Below are 21,432 nucleotides of genomic sequence, written 5' to 3' on the forward strand. Positions count from 1 at the left end.
CGCGCGCGAAGGGGTAGGCTGCGCGTTCATTTCGCCAGCACCTCAGAAAATGCTTCAACAATTCCTGCAGGATTTCGGCTACTTCGCCCTTTTTCTAGGCACCTTCTTTGAAGGCGAGACCATCCTGGTGCTTGCGGGTTTTCTTGCGTTCCGCGGCTACATGGACATCAAGCTGGTGTGCCTGGTGGCCTTCCTGGGCAGCTATGCTGGCGACCAACTGTGGTACTTCATGGGCCGTCGCCATGGGCGCAAGATCCTGGCACGCAAGCCGCGCTGGCAGGCCATGGGTGATCGGGCGCTGGACCACATTCGCCGCCACCCCGACATCTGGGTGCTGAGTTTTCGCTTCGTCTATGGCCTGCGCACGGTCATGCCGGTGGCCATTGGCCTGTCGGGCTATCCGCCGCGCCGCTACCTGCTGCTCAACGGCCTCGGCGCCGCCATCTGGGCGTTGGCCCTGGGTACTGCGGCCTATCACTTCGGCGCTATCCTCGAAGGCCTGCTGGGTAATGTGAAGCGATACGAGCTATGGGTGCTCGGCGGCCTGCTGTTGCTTGGCGCCCTGCTCTGGCTGCGCCGGCGCTTTCGCACCATGCGCGCCGAGCGCAAGGCGGCCGCACTGGGCCAAGCCGCAGACGCTGAGCAGGCTGTAGACCAGGAGCAGGAACCACCCCAGCGGCGTGATCACCGCTAAACCCAGTGCGCCAGCCAAGTACAGCGCTGGCGCATTCGACAGCAACCGCAGCCACTCCAGGCGCCTGGCCCACGGCCGATTCTCAAGCAGCGTGCCAAGCACGAACAAGCCCACGGCCATGACCGACCAGCCCAGCACCAGTGCGGCGCCCGGCACGCGCTCTGCCACTTCCATCAAGTAGCTGCCCACGGCCACGTAGACGACGAACTGCACCGCTACGTAAGCCTGCTGCGCCCGCCCCAGGGCTACCTCGAACTTGCGAAACAGCGCCAGGTCCGGCTTGGCCTGCGGATAGCGCGCCGCGACATCGGCCGGGCGCCAGCCCGTGGGCATGAACCAGATCCGCAGCTTGTCCCACACGCGCTGGGTACGCCGGGCATCGCTCCACAGCTGGGCGTAGAACTGCAGGTTGGCCCACAACGGGTTCCAGCTGGCCAGTGGCGTGGTCACCCCGAATACCACCGGCTCGTCCGGGTCTTCTTCCTTGAACGTGCCGAACAGGCGGTCCCAGAGAATGAACACGCCGCCGTAATTGCGATCCAAGTAAACAGGATTTTGCGCATGGTGGACGCGATGGTTGGATGGCGTGATCAGTATCCACTCGAGCCAGCCAAGCTTGGGAATGTGCCGGGTATGCACCCAGAACTGGTACAGCAGGTTCAGCGACGCCACGGTGATGAACACCAGCGGCGGCACGCCGACCAGCGCCAACGGCAGGTAGAAGACCCACGCAAAGATGAACCCGCTGCTGGTCTGGCGCAGCGCCGTGGTGAGGTTGTACTCCTCGCTCTGGTGGTGCACCGAATGAGCTGCCCACAGCACGTTGCGCTCATGCCCCAGGCGGTGCAGCCAGTAGTAGCAGAAGTCGTAAAGCACAAAGGCCAGCACCCACACCCACCATGCCTGTTGCGGCAGGCGCAACAACGCCAGGTGCTCCCAGGCCAGGGCATAGGTCACCAGCCCTACACCTTTGGTCAGCAGGCCGGTACTGGTCGACAAGGCGCCCGTACTCAGGCTGTTGATCGAGTCGGCCAAGGTGAAATTGCGCTGGCCGCGCACGCGGTCGGCCACCAGCTCGGCGGCAATCAATACGAAGAAGAACGGCACGGCCAGCAGTATCAGGTCCATGGCAACGACCTCAGGCGTTATCCACCAAGATTAGGCCGCAACTGCGGGAACCCCTATGGCTACATCTGCCAAACTAGAGGACATTTAGCGCCTCGACACTGGAGTAATGAGCATGACAAAAAAAGTAGCGGTGATTCTTTCAGGCTGTGGCGTGTATGACGGCGCCGAAATCCACGAAAGCGTGATCACCCTGCTGCGCCTCGACCAGCGCGGGGCGCAGGTGCAGTGCTTTGCGCCGAACATCGCGCAGATGCATGTGATCGATCACCTGAGCGGCGAGCCAATGCCCGAGTCGCGCAATGTACTGGTGGAGTCGGCACGTATCGCCCGCGGTGAGGTCAAGGACATCCGCGAAGCCAATGCCGAAGACTTCGACGCACTGATCGTGCCCGGTGGTTTTGGCGCGGCAAAAAACCTGTCCAACTTTGCCGTCGAGGGCGCCAACTGCAGCGTCAACCCGGACGTGCTGGCCCTGGCCGAAGCCTTCGCCGACGCCTGCAAGCCGGTCGGGCTGATCTGCATCTCGCCAGCGCTGGCAGCGAAAATCTATGGCCCGGGTGTGGTCTGCACCATCGGCAACGATGCCGGTACCGCTGCAGCAGTGGAAAAAATGGGCGGCAAGCATGAAGAATGCGATGTGCACGATATCGTCGAAGACACCCAGCGCAAGCTGGTGACGACCCCGGCATACATGGTGGCGAAGTCGATCAGCGAGGCGGCGGGCGGGATCTACAAGCTGGTGGATCGCGTGCTGGAACTGACCCACGAGAACGACCAGTAACCCCCGGCCTGCACCCTCTTTGTAGGAGCGGCCTTGCGTCGCGAAAGGGGCGCGGAGCGGCCCCCTACGTTCTTGCTGGCACCCGAAAACCCGGGGCCGCTCCTACAAAAACCAAAACCCGCGCTCGCGCGTCAGGGGCCCTTGGACAAGCGCGCGATGATGCGGTCCAGTGCATTGGCGAACGCCTGTTTCTCCCGCTCGCCATAAGGCGCCTGCCCGCCTCCAACCTGCCCCTGCTCGCGCAATTCGGTGAACAGGTTGCGCGCCGCCAGCCGATCACCCATGTTGCGCTCGTCAAACTCACGCCCCCGTGGGTCCAGCGCCGCCACGCCTTTCTTGACCAGCCGATCGGCCAGCGGCACGTCGCTGCAGATAACCAGTTCGCCAGGCGCGGCGTTGTCGACCAGGTAATCATCAGCCGCATCCATGCCGCTGGGCACCACGATCAGCCGCACACAGGCAAAGGCCGGCTTGCTTTGCGCCTGGCCCGCCACCATCACCACCTCGAGTTTGCGCTTGAGGGCAAACTTGACGATCAAGTCCTTGGCCGGCTTGGGGCAGGCGTCAGCATCGATCCATACACGCATCGGGAAACACCTCTAAATCAGCGCGACTACGCTCATGCCTCACATCATGCCCCAAGCGTGGCAAAAGCTGGAGCTGCCTGGCCGGCACAAGGCATACCGGCGCTTGAAAAATGGCGTCAACAATCCATTTAGCGCTTATCCGAGTGCGTCACTCAGGCTAAACTCGCCGCAGCCCCACTGGCCTGCCCCGAGTGTGCAATGAACCACCCCCACGAAATCCGCCCCGACCTGGACGAAGGCATCGACCGCAAGGTCCTGGCGACATTACGGGCGCGGTTCCTGCAGCTCAATCAAGGCCGTTTGCAGCGTGCGAGGGAGGGGCTGTCGACGCGCCAGCAGCAGGTACTGACGTTGTTGCCGCTGCTGTTCCACGTCAATCACCCGCTGCTGCCCGGCTATGTCTCGGGCAGCACCCCTGCCGGGGTGGCCGGCTTCGAGCCTGGCGCAGAACGGGTCGCCGAAGCCCAGCGCCTGGCACGCTCGTTTGCCTACAAGGCTCGCCAGGGGCACGCACCGCGCCCGATCCATGGGCTGTTCCTGATGGGCAGCCTTGGCTCCCTGGCCCAGGCCGAACTGAGCGACATGGACTTCTGGGTCTGCCACGCGCCTGACCTGGGCGACAGCCAGCTGGACGAGCTTCGGCGCAAATGCCAGTTGCTGGAAACCTGGGCCGCCGGCCTGGGGGCCGAGGCACACTTCTTTTTGATCGACCCACAAGGCTTTGCTCAAGGCGAGCGGGATGGCCAGCTCGGCTCCGACGACTGTGGCACCACCCAGCATTACCTGCTGCTCGACGAGTTCTATCGCACCGCCATCTGGCTGGCCGGGCGTACGCCCCTGTGGTGGCTGGTGCCGGTGTATGAAGAGCACAACTACAGGGCCTACACCCAGACCTTGCTCAGCAAGCGCTTCATCCGCAGCCAGGACGTGCTCGACCTTGGCAACTTGGCGCATATCCCGCCCGGCGAGTTCGTCGGTGCTGGGCTGTGGCAGCTGTTCAAGGGCATCGACTCGCCTTACAAATCGCTGCTCAAGCTGCTGTTGACCGAAGCCTACGCCAGTGAGCACCCCGCCGTACGCTGCCTGAGCCTGGACTACAAGCAAGCGGTGTTCGCCAACCAGCTCGACCTCGACGCGCTGGACCCCTACGTGATGGTCTACCGGCGCATCGAGCAGTACCTGCACCAACGCGGCGAGCCGGTACGCCTCGAACGGGTAAGGCGCAGCCTGTACCTGAAGGTGAACAAGAAACTCAGCGACCAGGTGCGCGGCAACGGTTGGCAGCGCCAACTGCTGCAGCGCCTGGCAGACGAATGGGGCTGGGACGAGCGCCAACTGGCCCTGCTCGATAGCCGCAGCCAATGGAAAGTCGGCCAGGTGGCCGTCGAGCGCCGCGAACTGGTGGCCGAACTGAACCACAGCTACCGCTTCCTCAGCCAGTTCGCCCAGACCCGCAACGCCAGCAGCCGCGCCGACCAGCGTGACCTGAATGTGCTGGGGCGGCGCCTGTATGCCGCCTTCGAACGCCGAGCCGGCAAGACCGAGGTGATCAACCCGGGGATTGCCCCGGACCTGGCCGAGGGCACCCTCACCCTGGTCCAGGCCCCCAATCGCAAGGAGCCCGGCAGCCATCACTGGGAACTGTACACAGGCAACCTGAGCACCCACGAAGTGGAGCACTTCAGCCCGATCAAACGCTGCCGCGAACTGCTCGAACTACTGACCTGGGCCCATCGCAATGGCGTGATCGACAGCAGCACGCGCTTCGCCCTGCACCCTGGTGCCAGCGATCTCAGGGAGCTCGAACTGTTCAACCTGCTGGGCAGCCTGCAGCAGGCCATCGACCTGCCGCTGCCCACCGTCAGCGAGGTCCGCCTGCTGCAGCCCAGCGTGGCCGACGACATCCTGTTGCTGGTCAACGTCGGCGTCGACCCACTGCGCCACCACCGCGACCTGAACATCCTGATGACCACCGAGCGCACCGACTCGTTGAGCTACGCCGGCGTGCGCGAAAACCTGGTGCTGACGCTCGACCAGGTCACCCTCAACAGCTGGAGCGAGGTGCTGGTGCAGCGCTACGACGGTGAGCACGCGCTGCTGCGCTGCCTGCGCGACTACCTCAACAGCCTCGGCCAGCGTGGCCATCGCCCACGGCTGCGGGTGCGCTGCTTCTGCCACAACCGCGCGCAGGCCATCGAACAGCGGGTCGAGGACATTTTCGCCACGGTGCAACGGCTGCTCGACCAGGGTGCCAAGCACCGCTACGTGCTGCAGGTGGCCCAGCACACCCACGTGCTGGAGCTTCTGCCCGGCCAGGTCAGCCTGGCGACCCTGGGCGACCATGAGGCCGTGCTGGACTGCCTGAGCGAAGAGCGCAGCGTCTACAGCCCACTGCACCTGGACGCCAATGCCCTGCAGGACCACGACCTGCCACTGGTACTGGAGCGCGGCCGGCCCGCTTGCATCCAGGTGTTCTATCGCCTGTTGGGTGACTGGGCCGACCTGTATGTGCTGGATGAGTACAACGCGTTGTGGCAGCAACGCTTGCCACTGCAGGATGAAGCCCACTTGCTGCTGCCGCTGCAACGCTTTTTGCGCTCTGTGCTGATGCGCCGCGATGCGCAACTGCCGCTCGACAGCCTGGGGGCGGCTTCGCTGGATATCCGCTATGGGCAGTTGCTGCCTTCAGGCACAGGCAAGGCCCGCAGCATCGAGCCGCGCCTGGCGCCGGTGGACGGCAGCGACCAGCCTTTCTATGAGGTCCAGGCCATCATTCAGGCCGGGGCAGCGGGCGCCGTGCAGGTCACCTTGTACTGTGACCAACAGGAGTTTTCCGAACTGGATCATGGTGACCAGCTGTACGCAGTGGTCGCGCGGCAGATCATCGGCCAACGGCGCAATGCCGGGCATTACCGCTGCTACATCACCGACCTGGATTTGTCCGAGCTACTGGGGGACGAGCTGGGGGCGACCGTATTGTATCTGCGCTACAAGCGGGAGCTGGAGCAGGCGTTGAACGAGGGGTTGGAGCAGGTGCAGGCGATGGGTTTCTGAATAGTAGGGGGCGCTTTGCGCCCCCAAAGGCTCACAGGTCGAAATCACCCGCCGCTTCCGGCTGGTACTCAACCGCCACCAGCTTCAATTTCAGCGTCTTGCCGCCGGGCGCCGGCCAGTCGATCTGCTCGCCCACCGTCAGGCCCAGCAATGCGCAACCAATTGGCGCCAGGATCGAGACCTTGCCTTCGCCGCCGGCATCCTTTGGATACACCAGGGTCAGGTGGTAATCCTTGCCACTGGCCTCTTCACGGCAGTGCACGCGCGAGTTCATGGTCACCACGCCGGCCGGTACTTCCTCATGACCGACAACCTTCTCAGCGCGGTCCAGCTCGTCCTGCAGGGCGAGCACACCCGGCGTACTTTCGTCGAGGCTGTCGATCAGACGCTCCAGACGTTGTACGTCCAATCGGGTGAGGGTGAGGGAAGGCTTGGTGCTCATGATCCAGTCAGACTCCATTGAACAGGCGGTTTTCTGTGGGCAAATAAAGCAAAACCCCGCCCAAGGGCGGGGTTTGTGAATGCTTTGGCGTCACCGACGCATACCCCGACACTACCACAGCCGGGCAAATACTCAAGCCCGCGCGCGCAAGGCCTCGGCTTCCTGGCAGATCTGCCGGCGCCGCTGGTCATCTGCAGAGCGCCATTCGCGGATGTGCTCCACATGGCGATGACAGCCGGTGCAGACGCGCTGCTCGTCCAGACGGCAGACACTGATGCACGGCGATTTCACGGCGGTGCTGACATTGCTGTAAAGCGGCTTGGGCGGCCGCGGCTGCTCACTCATCTCAGATCTCGTCGAAGTCCAGCTCAACGCCGGCGCACTCCCCGACGAGGCGTACAAGCATCTCGCCGAGCAGCTCGTCGGTCTTCTCGCAGGTCCACTTCTTGCTCTCTTCATTGTAGTCGAAGTGGAAACCACCGGTCTTGGCAGCCAGCCACAACTGGCGCAGCGGCTCCTGACGGCTGAAGATCAGCTGGCTGCCGTTGTCGAACTTGATGGTCAGGACGCCGGCGGAGTTTTCCATGTCCAGGTCCAAGTCGCTGTCGTCGAACAGGTCTTCCAGCGCCTGTTGGGTCGCGTCGACCAGATCATGGAAACGCGCTTCGCTCAAACTCATTGCAGGAACCTCGAAATTGGCTGCGTGACAGGCAAGCCGGGCAAGATACGGGCGCTTGGCGCTGAATGCAAAGATTAGCCATTGAAGGCAGCAAGAATAGCCCGCCCGGCGGACCGGCCCTTGCATAGGCAATCCGCCGGTCGCTCGGTATACTCGGGCGCAATACTGCATATTTCAAAGGATTTCACCCAATGAAGCGCCTGATTTCCTCCCTCGCGGCGCTGGTCGCTGTTGCCTGCCTCGTTTCTGCCTGCGGCCAGAAAGGCCCCCTGTACCTGCCGGAAGACGGCAAGGACGGCAAGGACACCCGCAAATCGCACCAGCACCAGCCCAAAGCCAAGCCGGCCCAGACGCAAGAACAGCAGCCCGAGCTGCAATCCGAGCCCGAGCAGTCGCCAGCGCAGTAAGGAAATCAGATGAACGCTTTCAACTACCGCGACGGTGAACTGTTCGCGGAAGGCGTGGCCCTGTCGGCCATCGCCGAACGCTTCGGCACCCCCACCTACGTGTACTCGCGCGCCCACATCGAGGCCCAGTACCGCAGCTATGCCGACGCGCTGGACGGCATTTCCAGCCTGGTCTGCTTTGCCGTCAAGGCCAACTCCAACTTGGGCGTGCTGAACGTCCTGGCGCGCCTGGGCGCAGGCTTCGACATCGTCTCCGGCGGTGAACTGGAGCGCGTACTGGCCGCTGGCGGGCGCGCGGATCGCGTGGTGTTCTCGGGTGTCGGCAAAACCCGCGAAGACATGCGCCGCGCCCTCGAAGTCGGCGTGCACTGCTTCAACGTCGAGTCCACCGACGAGCTTGAGCGCCTGCAGGTGGTGGCTGCCGAGATGGGCAAAGTCGCCCCGGTCTCGCTGCGGGTCAACCCGGACGTCGATGCCGGTACCCACCCGTACATCTCCACCGGCCTCAAAGAAAACAAGTTCGGCATCGCCATCGCTGACGCCGAAGCCATCTACGTGCGCGCCGCGCAGCTGCCGAACCTGGACGTGGTCGGTGTCGACTGCCACATCGGCTCGCAGTTGACCACCGTCGAACCGTTCCTCGATGCCCTCGACCGCCTGCTGGACCTGGTCGACCGCCTCGCCGACTGCGGCATCCACCTGCGCCACCTGGACCTGGGTGGCGGCGTGGGCGTGCGCTACCGCGATGAAGAGCCGCCTTTGGTGGCCGACTACATCAAGGCCATCCGCGAGCGCGTCGGCGACCGCGACCTGGCCCTGGTATTCGAGCCAGGCCGCTACATCGTGGCCAACGCCGGTGTCCTGCTGACCCGTGTCGAGTACCTCAAGCACACCGAACACAAGGACTTCGCCATTATCGATGCGGCGATGAACGACCTGATCCGCCCGGCCCTGTACCAGGCCTGGATGGGCGTCAGCGCGGTTACCCCACGCGAAGGCCAGGGCCGCGCCTATGACCTGGTCGGGCCGATCTGCGAAACCGGCGACTTCATCGCCAAGGACCGCGAGCTGAACCTGGCAGAAGGCGATCTGCTGGCCGTGCAGTCTGCTGGCGCCTATGGTTTTGTCATGAGCTCGAACTACAACACCCGTGGCCGCTGCGCCGAAATCCTGGTCGACGGCGACCAGGCATTCGAAGTGCGCCGCCGCGAGACCATCGCCGAACTGTATGCTGGCGAAAGCCTGCTGCCGGAGTGAGCCCATGCTGCTGCGTTTCACCAAGATGCATGGGCTGGGCAATGACTTCATGGTCCTCGACCTGGTCAGCCAGCACGCACATATCCAGCCCAAGCATGCCAAGCAATGGGGCGACCGCCATACCGGCATCGGTTTCGACCAGTTGCTGATCGTCGAGGCGCCGAACAATCCGGAAGTGGACTTCCGCTACCGGATTTTCAACGCCGACGGCTCCGAGGTCGAGCAGTGCGGCAACGGCGCGCGCTGCTTCGCCCGCTTCGTGCTGGACAAACGCCTGACCGCGAAAAAACGCATCCGCGTGGAAACCAAAAGCGGCATCATCGAGCTGGACGTGCAGAACGACGGCCAGGTGAGTGTCGACATGGGCCCTCCGCGCCTGGTGCCGGCCGAAATCCCCTTCGTCGCCGACGAGCAGGCATTGAGTTACCCACTGGAGGTCGACGGCGAGGTCTATTCGATCGCCGCAGTGTCCATGGGCAACCCACATGCCGTGCTGCGTGTCGATGACGTACATACTGCGCCCGTGCACGCACTGGGCCCGAAGATCGAAAACCATCCGCGCTTCCCGCAGCGGGTCAACGCTGGCTTCATCCAGGTCATCGACCGTCACCGTGCCAACCTGCGGGTCTGGGAACGCGGCGCGGGCGAAACCCAGGCCTGCGGCACCGGCGCCTGCGCCGCGGCCGTGGCGGCTATCAGCCAGGGCTGGATGGACTCACCGGTAAGCCTTGACCTGCCGGGTGGCCGCCTGCACATCGAATGGGCCGGCCCCGGCAAGCCCGTGCTGATGACCGGCCCGGCCGTACGCGTCTACGAAGGACAGGTTCGTCTCTAAGTGAGTAACCGCCATGACCGATCAGCCCAAGGTTGTACCCCAGCAATCCAGTGACCTCGATGCCGAGGCGGTGGTCGCGTACCTGCGTGCCCACCCGACCTTCTTCGCCGAACACGACGAGTTGCTGGTCGAGCAGCGCATCCCCCACCAGCGCGGCGACAGCGTGTCGCTGGTGGAGCGTCAGCTCAAGCTGCTGCGCGATCGCAACATCGAGATGCGCCATCGCCTGTCGCAACTGATGGACGTGGCGCGTGACAACGACCGGCTGTTCGACAAGACCCGCCGGCTGATCCTCGACCTGCTCGATGCCGGCAGCCTGGAAGAAGTGGTGATGGCGGTCGAAGACAGCCTGCGCCAGGAGTTTCAGGTGCCCTTCGTCAGCCTGATCTTGTTCGGCGATAACGTCGCACCGGTCGGCCGCTGGGTCAGCAATGCCGAGGCACACCAGGCCATCGGTGGCCTGCTGGGGGGCGGCAAGACCGTCAGCGGCAACCTGCGCGAACACGAACTGGCCTTCCTGTTTGGTGAAGAAGAGCGACGCGAGGTCGGCTCCAGTGCTGTTGCAGCACTCGAATATCAAGGGCTGCACGGTGTACTGGCAATCGGCAGCCGCGACCCGCAGCACTACAAGAGCAGCGTCGGCACGCTGTTCCTCGGCTACATTGCCGAAGTGCTCGGCCGCGTCGTCCCACGCGTGACCCAGACCCTGCGCCAGGTGCGCTGATGGACCGCCAGCTGGAAGCTTATTGCGCGCACCTGCGCAATGAGCGCCAGGTGTCCGAACACACCCTGCTGGCCTATCGCCGCGACCTCGACAAGGTCGTCGCGTATTGCAACGAACACGGCATTGCCGGCTGGCAAGCGTTGCAAATCCAGCAATTGCGCCAACTGATCGCCCGTCAGCACCATCAGGGGCAGTCCTCGCGCAGCCTGGCGCGCCTGCTTTCAGCGGTACGCGGGCTGTACCGTTACCTGAACCGTGAAGGGCTGTGCCAGCACGACCCGGCCAACGGCCTGTCTGCGCCCAAAGGCGAACGGCGCCTGCCCAAGACGCTGGATACCGACCGTGCCCTGCAACTGCTCGACGGCGGTGTCGACGACGACTTCATTGCCCGGCGCGACCAGGCCATCCTCGAACTGTTCTATTCATCAGGCCTGCGCCTGTCCGAGCTGACCGGCCTGGACCTCGAATACCTCGACCTCGCCGCCGGGCTGGTGCAGGTGCTTGGCAAGGGCGGCAAGGCACGCGTGCTGCCGGTCGGGCGCAAGGCACGCGAGGCGCTGCAGGCCTGGTTGCGCCTGCGCGGCATCGGCGGCCCGCGCGACAGCGCCGTGTTCATTACCCGCCAGGGCAATCGCCTGAGCCCGCGGGCCATCCAGATGCGTGTGAAGGCGGCCGGCGAGCGCGAGCTGGGCCAGCACCTGCACCCGCACATGCTTCGCCATTCCTTCGCCAGCCATGTGCTGGAATCGTCCCAGGACCTGCGAGCGGTGCAGGAGATGCTCGGCCATGCCGACATCAGCACCACGCAGATCTACACCCACCTGGACTTCCAGCACCTGGCCGCGGTGTACGACAGCGCCCACCCTCGGGCCAAACGCAGCAAAGGCACAGACTCATGAGCATCAAGCTGATCACCTTCGACCTCGATGACACCTTGTGGGACACCGCGCCGGTCATTGCCAGCGCTGAAGTCGTCCTGCGCGACTGGCTCGAAGCCAACGCACCGATCCTGGGCGGCGTACCGGTCGAGCACCTGTTCACCCTCCGCGAGCGCCTGGTGCAGGCCGAACCGGGCCTCAAGCACCGTATCAGCGCCTTGCGTAGGCGGGTGCTATGCCATGCCTTGGAAGAGGTCGGTTACAGCGAAAAGCACGCCCAGGCGCTTGCCAACGAAGGCTTTGAAGTGTTCCTGCATGCCCGGCATCAGGTGGAAATTTTCCCTGAGGTGCAGCCTGTGCTGGAAATCCTGCGCCATCAATACACCCTGGGCGTGGTCACCAACGGCAATGCCGATGTGAGCCGCCTGGGCCTGGCGGACTACTTCCGCTTCGCCCTGTGCGCCGAGGACCTAGGGATCGGCAAGCCGGACCCGGCGCCGTTCCTCGAGGCGCTGAAACGTGGCGAGGTCGAGGCCGGCGCGGCGGTGCATGTGGGTGACCACCCTGGCGACGACATCGCCGGCGCCCAGCGTGCCGGGTTGCGTGCCGTGTGGTTCAACCCGCAAGGCAAGCCCTGGGCCGGAGAGCGGGCGCCGGATGCAGAGATTCAGCGCCTCTCGCAACTGCCTGAAGTGATAGCACGCTGGCGCTGACAGCCGATACCTTCCCAACGCCGCAAAGACCTGCGTAGGAGCGGCCTTGCGTCGCGAAAGGGCTGCGTAGCGGCCCCGGCGATTTTTGCTGCGCCACAGAACCTGGGGCCGCTCCGCGACCCGTTCCGACCGGTCCGGCGCCCCGGCAAGGCCGCTCCTACAAGACCGCATTCATGGCGCACAAAAAAGCCCGCAGCGACGGCGGGCTTTTTTGCATGCAACCACTCAGATAGGGCGGCTGCCGTATTTGTTGTCCGGCTTCTTGGGCGGATCGGCGACCACGTTGGCCTCCACTTCCTGCACCTTGCCACCGCGCGAAAGGAATTCTTCCATCGCTTTGGCCAGGGCATCACGCTCCTTCTGCTTGGCTTCCAAGCTCGGCATCTCGTCTACCGAGACAGCGGCCTTGGACTTGCCTTTGGCAGTGGGCGCGGGGCTATCGTCTTCGCCGGAGTCTTCCGCTACGTCATCAGCCGCAGCTTCCAGACCCTCATCAGCCTCATCATCATCGCCTACTTCGAGGTCGTCGTTTTCCAGATCATCGTCGCTCATGTTCTACCTCATGACTTGCGAAAAGCAGGTTAGTTATAGACCAGTGCAGCCGTAGACCGGCAGCCACCAGTGAAAATTCAACTGGCCGTGGGTTGGCCACTGCCTTGGGCATGCACCTCCTGATGGGAGGGTTTGTACCCTGCAGGCCCTGCTCCTGGCAGGGCCTGACGAAATCCTTGAGCCATCTGCTGGCCACGCGCTAATGGCAAGCCTAGCAAAGGCTGGGGGCGCCTGCGGACTGCTTGTCCAACACCCTTCGGCGCGCATTCTAGCGCGCCCGTAGAAAAAGCAAAGCGCCATAAACGCCCATCATCTTGTAAGTTTTCCGCCTGCGTCGCGAACGTGGCGGATAAACCGTTTGCTGTGCGGGAAAAGGCAAAAATCAGGCGAAAAAATGCCCGGCGAACCGGGCAAGATTTTCCAGCGTCGCAGTTACAGGTTGTAGCCGCGTTCGTTGTGCTGAGCCAGGTCGAGGCCGACCGACTCTTCTTCTTCGTTGACCCGCAGCCCCATCACCACGTCCAGTACCTTGAGAATCACGTAGGTAACGATGGCGGTGTAGACCACGGTGAAAATCACGCCCTTGGCCTGGATCCAGACCTGCATGCCGATATCGGTCACAGCGCCGAAACCGCCCAGGGCTGGTGCTGCGAACACACCGGTCAGGATGGCGCCGACGATACCGCCGATGCCGTGCACGCCGAAGGCGTCCAGCGAGTCGTCATAGCCCAGCTTGCGCTTGAGGGTGGTGGCGCAGAAGTAGCAGATCACGCCAGACGCCAGGCCAATCACCAGGGCGCCCATCGGGCCCACGGTACCGGCAGCCGGGGTGATGGCGACCAGGCCGGCGACCACACCCGAGGCGATGCCCAGGGCACTCGGTTTGCCGTGGCCGATCCACTCGGCGAACATCCAGCCCAGCGCCGCAGCAGCGGTGGCGATCTGGGTCACCAGCATGGCCATGCCGGCAGTGCCGTTGGCAGCGGCGGCGGAACCGGCGTTGAAGCCGAACCAACCGATCCACAGCATTGCCGCGCCCATCAGGGTGTAGCCCAGGTTGTGCGGGGCCATCGGCGTGGTCGGGTAGCCCTTGCGCTTGCCCAGTACCAGGCAGCACACCAAGCCCGCGATACCGGCGTTGATGTGCACCACGGTGCCGCCAGCGAAGTCCAGCACGCCCCAGTCCCACATCAGCGCGCCATCACCGCTCCAGACCATGTGCGCGATCGGCGCATACACCAGGGTGAACCAGATGCCCATGAACACCAGCATCGCGGAGAACTTCATGCGCTCGGCGAAGGCACCGACGATCAGCGCCGGGGTAATGATGGCGAAGGTCATCTGGAAGGTGATGAACACCGCCTCAGGGAACAGCGCGGTGGCCGAAGTGAGGCTGTCGGGGGTGACACCGCTGAGAAACGCCTTGGAGAAGCCACCGACGAAGGAATTGAAGTTGAGCACGCCCTTTTCCATACCCGTGGTATCGAAGGCCATGCTGTAGCCGTAGACGACCCAGAGAATGCTCATCAGACCGGTGATCGCGAAGCACTGCATCATCACCGAGAGCACGTTCTTGGAACGCACCATACCGCCATAGAACAGGGCCAGGCCCGGGATGGTCATGAACAGCACCAGCGCCGTTGCGGTCAACATCCAGGCAGTGTCGCCGGAGTTCAGCGCTGGGGCAGCTTCCTCTGCCAGGGCAAGCCCGGGCATTACGAGGGACAATAGGGCTCCTAGCCCTGCGATCTTACGCAGAGTCATGTTGTTTTCTCCTGGGGCGTTGGGTTTGGTGAGGCTTTTTTTGTTACTTAGATCGCGTCGGTATCGGTTTCGCCGGTACGGATGCGGATCGCCTGCTCCAGATTCACCACAAAGATCTTGCCGTCACCGATCTTGCCGGTGTTGGCAGCCTTGGTGATGGCTTCGATCACCCGATCAAGGTCCTTGTCGTCGATGGCGACGTCGATCTTCACCTTGGGCAGGAAGTCGACCACGTATTCAGCACCGCGATACAACTCGGTGTGGCCCTTCTGCCGACCGAAGCCTTTGACTTCAGTGACGGTGATGCCCTGCACGCCGATTTCCGACAGCGACTCGCGCACGTCGTCCAGCTTGAACGGCTTGATGATGGCTGTGACTAGCTTCATGAAACTCTCTCCCGATTTGGTGGACTTGCCCCAGGAAAACAAACCCGTCTCAAGTCTAAGCGCAGCGGTTGGCTTTGTAACGCGTCGTCGGCATCCGGCTCCGCGTGCGCACTGCCTGGTCACAAGGAACTGCATCAGTGCATGGCTCGTACAGGTCTTTGCAGAAACCTTGCCAGTTCCACTAAACCGCCAGAAAACAGTGAGTTGCTTGAAAGCGTCGGCGTTGGCCAGTCGCCAGCATCAAAAAGATGCACGATTTCGGTGCGCTACCCGTTGGCGTCTTGCTCGAAAAATGTGCAAGGCTCACCCGCTCCTGCCCTCAAAACAGTGTTTTGCTGCGTGCTACACTGCGGGTCATTTTTCAGATTCAGTGGACAGCCGAACATGCTCGCGCCCAAAGCCCTCCTCGACGCCCTGAGCGACCAGGCCTCGCGCCTTTTCAGCAGCGATACCGCCCAGCCTCGCGCCGAACTCGAAAGCCAGTTCAAGGTGCTGATGCAGGGCGCCTTCAGCAAGCTGGACCTGGTCAGCCGCGAAGAATTCGACAGCCAGATGGTCGTCCTCGCCCGCACCCGCGCTCGCCTGGAAGCCCTGGAGAAACAGGTCGCCGAGCTGGAAGCACGGATGGCGCCACCTCAGGCATAAGGTTCAGGCCGATGCCTGCAATCGCCCTTCGCCCGGGTTGCCCGATTTAGGCGGCAACTCGCTGGCATGCAGCGTCCCCCGAAACAAAGCGGCACCGCACAAGGTGAACAGCGTTTTCACCCGGTTGTGCGAGTTGAGTATCTCGGCCTGGATATGCTCGATGTCGTTGTCCGCCGGCTGCAACGCCACTGCGCGGTTGATCCACTCGATGGCCGCGAAGCGGCTTTGCTTGCGTGTGCCATGCCCCTGCATCCAGGCCAGCCCCAGCTCTGCGCTGGCACGGGCGGCAATCCAATCGTCCGGGTGCTCGACCAGGCCAAGCAAGTAGTCGACGGCCTCGGCCTGCTCCTGCGGCTCGCCAAACTGCCGCAGCAGAATACCCAGTTGCAGCCGCGCACCGGCAGCGGTCTGCGCACTGCCCAACGCATCGTTCAATAGCCGCCTCACTGCCAGCATGGCACTTCGGTCGCTCAAGGCTTCGGCACTTTGCATACGCTGGCATGCCAAGGTGTATTTGGCCACCTTGCAGCCAGCCTGCACCGCGCGCAGCAGCCAGTATTCGGCCGCATCCGCGTCCAGGTAGTGCCCAGGGGTGTTGGCCAGTGCACCGCGATGCAGGTGATGAAGGCTCAGCGCAGCCTCTGGCAGGCTCAGATCGGCACAGCGTTCATAAAGGAAATAAGCGGCCTCTTGCTGGTTGGCAGACCAGAGCAGACGTGGCACTTCGAGCACATCGAAATCCGGCCGCTGGCGGCCAAGTTGCCGCTTCACCGCACGCTGCGACCACATACGTGCCTGCTCAGGCGAACATGCAAACCCCCAGCGCCCAAACGCATGCCCCACCGCCCGCAGCGCACAGGCAGCCGGGTGCGAACCGCTCTCGCACAGCCGCTCGATCGCGCTACGAAATGCCTGCTGGTCATCGTCCATGCCGTGGAACAGCATGAGGCAGACAAAACTACGAAAGGGCTGGCCGATACCCGGGACAAAGCCCAGGTCAGGGTAAAGGTCTACACAGCCAGCAAAATCGCGCAGCGCGCCCGTGTAGTCCTGCAGGGCACAACCACGCAAGGCACCACGCCATGCCAGCAAGGTAGCGCGCTCCCTAGGCCTGAGCGCACGCAGCGACCACCCCTTGAACACCTGCTGCCAGGCAGCGATCGACTGCACCTGGCTGGCATGCGGCAGTTCGAGCTGGTCCTCGATAGCCAGCCAGCGCAGCGCATTGCGCTGCTCCTCTCGCCATCCTTCACACAGCGTGCCACCAGCCAATCCGTCGATTGCCGCGTAACTGCCGCCCCAACGGGGCAGCAGGTAGACGGCATGCGCCTGAATCGCTTCAAAACAGCCGGGGAAAGCACCCAGCGCATGCTGCAGCCAATAGTGCTGCGCGGCTTCTCGCCCATGCACGGCACGTTTGCCCAGGCACGCCGGCAAGGTCTGTGGCACTTGGGCCAGGGGTAGCAGGCCGTATTTCACCAGCAGCGGCGCCGCAGCCTCCTGCACCTCCACATCCGCGTGAGCGCTCGGGCTGAAGCGTGCCGGCTGGCCGTCGAACAGTTCGCGCAACCAACCTGGCTCGGCAAACTGCGCGCTGAGCCGCAGCATGCCGATGGCCGCCGCCACCGGCTGCGCCGAGCGCCCCATGGCACGCAACAGGTGCGCGGCGCCGAGCTCACAAACCTGCTCGGCCGCCAACTGCTGCTCGGCACTGAGGGGCTCGGCATTGGCACTGTCGTGGATATCGCAGGCGCGGCTGAAGCAATGCAAGCCCATCACCACCTGAGGGTGGTAGGCCTTGGGGCAGGCGTCGGTCCAGGCCTTTAGAACCTGCGTCAGGGCCTTGTCGCCCTGGCAGTCCCAATCGACCAGCATGTGCCCTTCGACGGCCTCCAGGTAGGCAGGAAACTCGCCGGGAGGCGACTGTCGCCAGCGCACTTCGAGGATGTCGAAGTAGCGGTTGAGTTCAACGAATGCACTGGCCTGCACCAATTCTCGGATTGCCTGGCGAGTGCGAGTGAGCGTTTGCACGGAGCAATACCTCAAGTCCATTTGTGGGAAGCGGCGCTGCCATTCCATGGCAAGCGCAGTAGCCTTTCAACACTAAGCCATACCCTGGATCTGCGCAAAGTTATTGGATCCATTTTTGTCAGATTGTATGAAAAACCAGGGGAAATCCCTGACCTGAAAAACCAGGACGCACACTTCTTGCGCTGATTGCCACTCCCCCCGCTAACCTTGCCCAAGCCGCCGGAAGCGGCCCTTTTCAGCGACAACGGAGCGTCCATGTCACTTGCCCTCGTCCACAGCCGCGCCCAGGTAGGCGTGCAGGCACCGGCGGTCAGCGTCGAAACCCACCTGGCCAACGGGCTCCCCCACCTCACCCTGGTCGGCCTGCCCGAAACCACGGTCAAGGAAAGCAAAGACCGGGTACGCAGTGCCATCGTCAACTCAGGCCTGGACTACCCGGCAAGGCGCATCACCCAGAACCTGGCGCCCGCCGACCTGCCCAAGGATGGCGGGCGCTATGACCTGGCCATTGCCCTAGGCATTCTGGCCGCCAGTGGCCAGGTCCCGGTGGCCACCCTCTGCGACATCGAGTGCCTGGGCGAGCTGGCGCTGTCCGGGCAACTGCGCCCTGTGCAGGGCGTGTTGCCGGCGGCGCTGGCGGCAAGGGATGCGGGTCGGGCATTGGTGGTACCACGCGAAAACGCCGAAGAAGCCAGCCTTGCAGGTGGGCTGGTGGTGTATGCCATCGGGCACCTGCTGGAACTGGTCGCCCACCTGAATGGCCAGGTACCGTTAGCGCCCTATGCCGCCAATGGCTTGATATTGAACAGCCGGCCCTACCCCGACCTCAGCGAGGTACAGGGCCAGGTGGCGGCCAAGCGTGCCTTGCTGCTGGCCGCAGCCGGGGCGCACAACCTGTTGTTCACCGGCCCGCCCGGCACTGGCAAGACCTTGCTCGCCAGCCGCTTGCCAGGGCTGTTGCCGCCGCTGGACGAGCGCGAAGCGCTGGAGGTGGCAGCCATTCAGTCGGTCAGCGGCCATGCGCCGCTGAACAGCTGGCCACAGCGCCCTTTCCGCCACCCGCACCACTCGGCCTCAGGCCCTGCACTGGTGGGCGGCAGCAGCCGGCCACAGCCGGGCGAAATCACCCTGGCTCATCATGGTGTGCTGTTTCTCGATGAGTTGCCGGAATTCGAGCGGCGCGTGCTGGAGGTACTGCGCGAACCGCTCGAGTCCGGCGAGATCGTGATTGCCAGGGCGCGGGACAAAGTGCGCTTCCCGGCGCGTTTTCAGCTGGTGGCGGCGATGAACCCCTGCCCTTGCGGCTACCTCGGCGACCCGAGCGGCCGCTGCCGCTGCAGCACCGACCAGGTCCAGCGTTATCGCAACAAGCTGTCGGGGCCGCTGCTGGACCGTATTGACCTGCACCTGACCGTGGCGCGCGAAACCACCACGCTGAACAACCAACCCAGCGGTGACACCAGCGCTGCGGTCGCCGAGCGGGTGGCCGAGGCGCGCGACCTGCAGCAACGTCGGCAAGGGTGCGCCAATGCGTTTCTCGACCTCAACGGTTTGCGCAGCCATTGCCTGCTGGAGGCGGCCGACCAGGCTTGGCTGGAGACTGCCTGCGAGCGATTGAACTTGTCGTTGCGCGCTGCCCATCGGCTGCTGAAAGTGGCGCGCACGCTGGCGGACCTGGAGGGCGTGGCGTCGATTGCCCGGGGGCATCTGGGCGAGGCGTTGCAGTATCGGCCTGGTAGCTGACAGGGGCAGGCTTGCCCGCAAGAAGGCCACCACTGACTGTCACTTTTTTCGGGACAATCTTTCCTGCCGTCAGCAGATTGTCTAACACTCCCTCCACCTCCAGAATTGTCCGCCACACTGTTCTAACGCTGCCCCGGCAGCTCATGGAGTTCGAGCCAATGCCACACGAAGGCAGCCTTCTGCAAACCGCGGTGATCTTCCTCTTCGCCGCCGTCCTTGCCGTCCCCTTGGCCAAGCGCCTGCAACTGGGCGCGGTGATCGGCTACCTGCTGGCTGGCGTGGCCATCGGCCCGCAGGCGCTGGGGCTGATCCGCGATACCGAGAGCGTCGCGCACATTTCTGAACTGGGCGTTGTTCTGCTGCTGTTCATCATCGGCCTGGAGCTGTCACCCAAACGCTTGTGGCTGATGCGCAAGTCAGTGTTCGGCGTGGGGGCTGCGCAGGTGTTGCTGACCGGTGCGGTGATCGGCGCCATCGCCCTGTTCGGCTTTGCCCAGTCGTTGCCGGCGGCCCTGGTGCTGGGCCTGGGCCTGGCGCTGTCATCGACCGCCCTCGGCCTGCAGAGCCTGGCCGAAAGCAAGCAGCTGAACGCGCCGCACGGTCGCCTCGCGTTCGCCATTCTGCTGTTTCAGGACATCGCGGCCATCCCGCTGATCGCCCTGGTCCCGCTGCTGGCCGCCAGCGGCCCGGATACCAGCCACGGTGACAGCCTCGAACATGCACTGAAGGTATTCGCCAGTATCGCCGTGGTCATCGTCGGCGGCCGTTACCTGCTGCGCCCGGTGTTTCGCATCGTCGCCCGTACCGGCCTGCCGGAGGTTTCCACCGCCACCGCGCTGCTGGTGGTGATCGGTACCGCCTGGCTGATGGAAGAGGCCGGCATTTCCATGGCCCTGGGCGCCTTCCTCGCCGGCCTGTTGCTGGCCGACTCGGAATACCGCCACGAGCTGGAGTCGCAGATCGAACCGTTCAAGGGGCTGCTGCTGGGGCTGTTCTTCATCAGTGTCGGCATGGGCGCCAACCTGAGCCTGCTGCTGGAAATGCCGCTGGTGCTGTTGGGCCTGACCCTGCTGCTGATCGCGGTCAAGCTGACCTTGCTGATCGTGGTCGGCCGGCTGGCGGGTGGCCTCAACAGCGCCAGCGCCCTGCGCCTGGGGATGGTGCTGGCGGCGGGTGGCGAGTTCGCCTTCGTGGTGTTCAAGCTGGGCAAGGACCAGGGCTTGTTCGACACCCAGACCTACGACCTGCTGATGATGACCATCACCCTGTCGATGGCCCTCACCCCCCTGCTGATGCTCGGCTGCGCCCGCGCCCTCAAGCGCCCGCAGCCGCAGCGTGAAGTGCCGGAGCAGTACAAGCAGATCCAGACCGACGCCCCGCGTGTGGTCATCGTCGGCATGGGCCGCATGGGGCAGATCGTCTCGCGCATCCTGCGCGCGCAGAAGATCCCCTTCATCGCCTTGGAAACCTCGGTGGACGCCATCGAGATGACCCGCATGTTCGAGCAGGCTCCAGTGTTCTACGGCGACCCCTTGCGCGCCGAGGTGTTGCATGCGGCCAAGGTGGGCGAGGCCGAGTACTTCGTCATCACCACCGACGACCCGGACGTCACCACCCGCACGGCGGAGCGGGTCAAGCGCCTGTACCCGCACCTGAAAGTGCTGGCCCGCGCGCGTAACCGCCAGCATGTGCACAAGCTGATCGATGTAGGCGCCGAGCCGATTCGCGAGACGTTCTATTCGAGCCTGGAGATGACCCGCCGTGCGCTGGTGGGGTTAGGGTTGAGTGATGAACAAGCGGCGGATCGCATCGCCCGGTTTACCCAACACGACGAAGAAGTGCTGGTAGCCCAAGGACAGGTACGCGATGACCGGGCCAAGGTGATGCAGACAGCCAAGGAAGCGCGGGTGGAACTGGAGCGGTTGTTTGATTCGGATGCGGATTGAGTTGTGGATTGAGGCTTGGAGCGCTCGCCGTTAGGTGATTTGTCGCCATAGAGATCGAGCGCCGCGCGGGCGGCGCTCGATTTCATAGGCCCTGAACGCCTATCGACAGGCGCCTAGAAGCCATTAAGCCAGCCCCACAGATTAAACCGTTAAACTGCGAAACTGCCCTTACCGTTCCACCCGGAG

Annotated in this window: 20 protein-coding genes and 1 pseudogene; 12 read left to right on the forward strand and 9 right to left on the reverse strand. The window is 63.8% G+C overall.

Annotated features, from left to right (window positions below; genetic code table 11):
• The first annotated feature begins 49 nt into the window (after nucleotides 1-49).
• Nucleotides 50-694, forward strand: a complete 645-nt coding sequence (locus LOY26_RS25840; protein WP_186657619.1) for a DedA family protein — start codon at nucleotides 50-52, stop codon at nucleotides 692-694.
• Nucleotides 695-1,195: 501 nt separating this feature from the next.
• On the opposite strand, the pseudogene LOY26_RS25845 reads toward LOY26_RS25840, so the two are convergent.
• Nucleotides 1,196-1,822, reverse strand: a pseudogene (locus LOY26_RS25845) (sterol desaturase family protein); the annotation flags it as partial.
• 112 nt (nucleotides 1,823-1,934) lie between these two features.
• Between LOY26_RS25845 and elbB the strand changes: the two are divergent.
• Nucleotides 1,935-2,603 (forward strand): isoprenoid biosynthesis glyoxalase ElbB, encoded by a 669-nt coding sequence (gene elbB, locus LOY26_RS25850; protein WP_186664654.1) that lies wholly within the window; start codon nucleotides 1,935-1,937, stop codon nucleotides 2,601-2,603.
• A 131-nt stretch (nucleotides 2,604-2,734) separates the two neighbouring features.
• Here elbB and LOY26_RS25855 read toward each other — a convergent pair whose 3' ends face one another.
• Nucleotides 2,735-3,190, reverse strand: a complete 456-nt coding sequence (locus LOY26_RS25855; RefSeq protein WP_033702205.1) for a YaiI/YqxD family protein — start codon at nucleotides 3,188-3,190, stop codon at nucleotides 2,735-2,737.
• A gap of 198 nt (nucleotides 3,191-3,388) precedes the next feature.
• Here LOY26_RS25855 and LOY26_RS25860 point away from each other — a divergent pair, with 198 nt between their 5' ends.
• A complete protein-coding gene (locus tag LOY26_RS25860) occupies nucleotides 3,389-6,244 on the forward strand; it encodes a class I adenylate cyclase (protein ID WP_186664652.1) in 2,856 nt (951 codons plus the stop codon).
• Between the two features lie 31 nt (nucleotides 6,245-6,275).
• Here LOY26_RS25860 and rnk read toward each other — a convergent pair whose 3' ends face one another.
• From rnk to cyaY, 3 genes are all read right to left on the reverse strand, one after another.
• On the reverse strand, nucleotides 6,276-6,686 hold the full coding sequence (rnk, locus tag LOY26_RS25865) for a nucleoside diphosphate kinase regulator (protein ID WP_033702208.1): 411 nt from the start codon (nucleotides 6,684-6,686) through the stop codon (nucleotides 6,276-6,278).
• A 132-nt stretch (nucleotides 6,687-6,818) separates the two neighbouring features.
• A complete protein-coding gene (locus tag LOY26_RS25870) occupies nucleotides 6,819-7,031 on the reverse strand; it encodes a DUF1289 domain-containing protein (protein ID WP_095063924.1) in 213 nt (70 codons plus the stop codon).
• A gap of 1 nt (nucleotide 7,032) precedes the next feature.
• Nucleotides 7,033-7,365 carry an iron donor protein CyaY gene (gene cyaY / locus LOY26_RS25875; RefSeq protein WP_258714243.1) on the reverse strand — a complete coding sequence of 111 codons (333 nt, stop codon included), beginning with the start codon at nucleotides 7,363-7,365 and terminating at the stop codon, nucleotides 7,033-7,035.
• A gap of 191 nt (nucleotides 7,366-7,556) precedes the next feature.
• Here cyaY and lptM point away from each other — a divergent pair, with 191 nt between their 5' ends.
• Genes lptM through LOY26_RS25905 form a run of 6 tightly spaced genes read left to right on the forward strand, consistent with a single transcriptional unit; the run spans nucleotide 7,557 to nucleotide 12,179 of the window.
• Nucleotides 7,557-7,772, forward strand: coding sequence for an LPS translocon maturation chaperone LptM (lptM, locus tag LOY26_RS25880; protein WP_033702214.1), 216 nt, complete (start codon nucleotides 7,557-7,559; stop codon nucleotides 7,770-7,772).
• A 9-nt stretch (nucleotides 7,773-7,781) separates the two neighbouring features.
• Entirely contained in the window at nucleotides 7,782-9,029 is a 1,248-nt protein-coding gene (gene lysA, locus LOY26_RS25885; RefSeq protein ID WP_033702216.1) for a diaminopimelate decarboxylase, read from the forward strand.
• A 4-nt stretch (nucleotides 9,030-9,033) separates the two neighbouring features.
• Entirely contained in the window at nucleotides 9,034-9,864 is an 831-nt protein-coding gene (gene dapF / locus LOY26_RS25890; RefSeq protein ID WP_033702218.1) for a diaminopimelate epimerase, read from the forward strand.
• 13 nt (nucleotides 9,865-9,877) lie between these two features.
• On the forward strand, nucleotides 9,878-10,588 hold the full coding sequence (locus LOY26_RS25895) for a DUF484 family protein (RefSeq protein ID WP_033702220.1): 711 nt from the start codon (nucleotides 9,878-9,880) through the stop codon (nucleotides 10,586-10,588).
• Nucleotides 10,588-11,487: a tyrosine recombinase XerC gene (gene xerC / locus LOY26_RS25900; protein ID WP_033702222.1), complete on the forward strand. Its 900-nt coding sequence runs from the start codon at nucleotides 10,588-10,590 to the stop codon at nucleotides 11,485-11,487. The genes LOY26_RS25895 and xerC overlap by 1 nt, the downstream gene beginning before the upstream one ends.
• Complete coding sequence (locus LOY26_RS25905; RefSeq protein WP_033702224.1) at nucleotides 11,484-12,179, forward strand: HAD family hydrolase; 696 nt, start codon at nucleotides 11,484-11,486, stop codon at nucleotides 12,177-12,179. The genes xerC and LOY26_RS25905 overlap by 4 nt, the downstream gene beginning before the upstream one ends.
• Nucleotides 12,180-12,404: 225 nt before the next feature.
• Here LOY26_RS25905 and sutA read toward each other — a convergent pair whose 3' ends face one another.
• From sutA to glnK, 3 genes are all read right to left on the reverse strand, one after another.
• Nucleotides 12,405-12,731: a transcriptional regulator SutA gene (sutA, locus tag LOY26_RS25910; RefSeq protein ID WP_033702226.1), complete on the reverse strand. Its 327-nt coding sequence runs from the start codon at nucleotides 12,729-12,731 to the stop codon at nucleotides 12,405-12,407.
• A 432-nt stretch (nucleotides 12,732-13,163) separates the two neighbouring features.
• Nucleotides 13,164-14,495 carry an ammonium transporter gene (locus tag LOY26_RS25915; protein WP_033702228.1) on the reverse strand — a complete coding sequence of 444 codons (1,332 nt, stop codon included), beginning with the start codon at nucleotides 14,493-14,495 and terminating at the stop codon, nucleotides 13,164-13,166.
• Nucleotides 14,496-14,542: 47 nt separating this feature from the next.
• Nucleotides 14,543-14,881: a P-II family nitrogen regulator gene (gene glnK / locus LOY26_RS25920; RefSeq protein WP_002555808.1), complete on the reverse strand. Its 339-nt coding sequence runs from the start codon at nucleotides 14,879-14,881 to the stop codon at nucleotides 14,543-14,545.
• A 384-nt stretch (nucleotides 14,882-15,265) separates the two neighbouring features.
• Between glnK and LOY26_RS25925 the strand changes: the two genes are divergently transcribed.
• Nucleotides 15,266-15,526: an accessory factor UbiK family protein gene (locus LOY26_RS25925; RefSeq protein ID WP_033702230.1), complete on the forward strand. Its 261-nt coding sequence runs from the start codon at nucleotides 15,266-15,268 to the stop codon at nucleotides 15,524-15,526.
• Between the two features lie 3 nt (nucleotides 15,527-15,529).
• On the opposite strand, the gene LOY26_RS25930 is transcribed toward LOY26_RS25925, so the two are convergent.
• Nucleotides 15,530-17,557, reverse strand: a complete 2,028-nt coding sequence (locus tag LOY26_RS25930; RefSeq protein WP_258714244.1) for a DUF4034 domain-containing protein — start codon at nucleotides 17,555-17,557, stop codon at nucleotides 15,530-15,532.
• Between the two features lie 255 nt (nucleotides 17,558-17,812).
• Between LOY26_RS25930 and LOY26_RS25935 the strand changes: the two genes are divergently transcribed.
• Nucleotides 17,813-19,300, forward strand: a complete 1,488-nt coding sequence (locus LOY26_RS25935) for a YifB family Mg chelatase-like AAA ATPase (RefSeq protein ID WP_186664646.1) — start codon at nucleotides 17,813-17,815, stop codon at nucleotides 19,298-19,300.
• 158 nt (nucleotides 19,301-19,458) lie between these two features.
• Nucleotides 19,459-21,246: a monovalent cation:proton antiporter-2 (CPA2) family protein gene (locus tag LOY26_RS25940; protein ID WP_258714245.1), complete on the forward strand. Its 1,788-nt coding sequence runs from the start codon at nucleotides 19,459-19,461 to the stop codon at nucleotides 21,244-21,246.
• Nucleotides 21,247-21,432: the final 186 nt, after the last annotated feature.

This window comes from Pseudomonas sp. B21-047 (assembly GCF_024748775.1).
Classification (GTDB): Bacteria; Pseudomonadota; Gammaproteobacteria; order Pseudomonadales; family Pseudomonadaceae; genus Aquipseudomonas; species Aquipseudomonas capeferrum.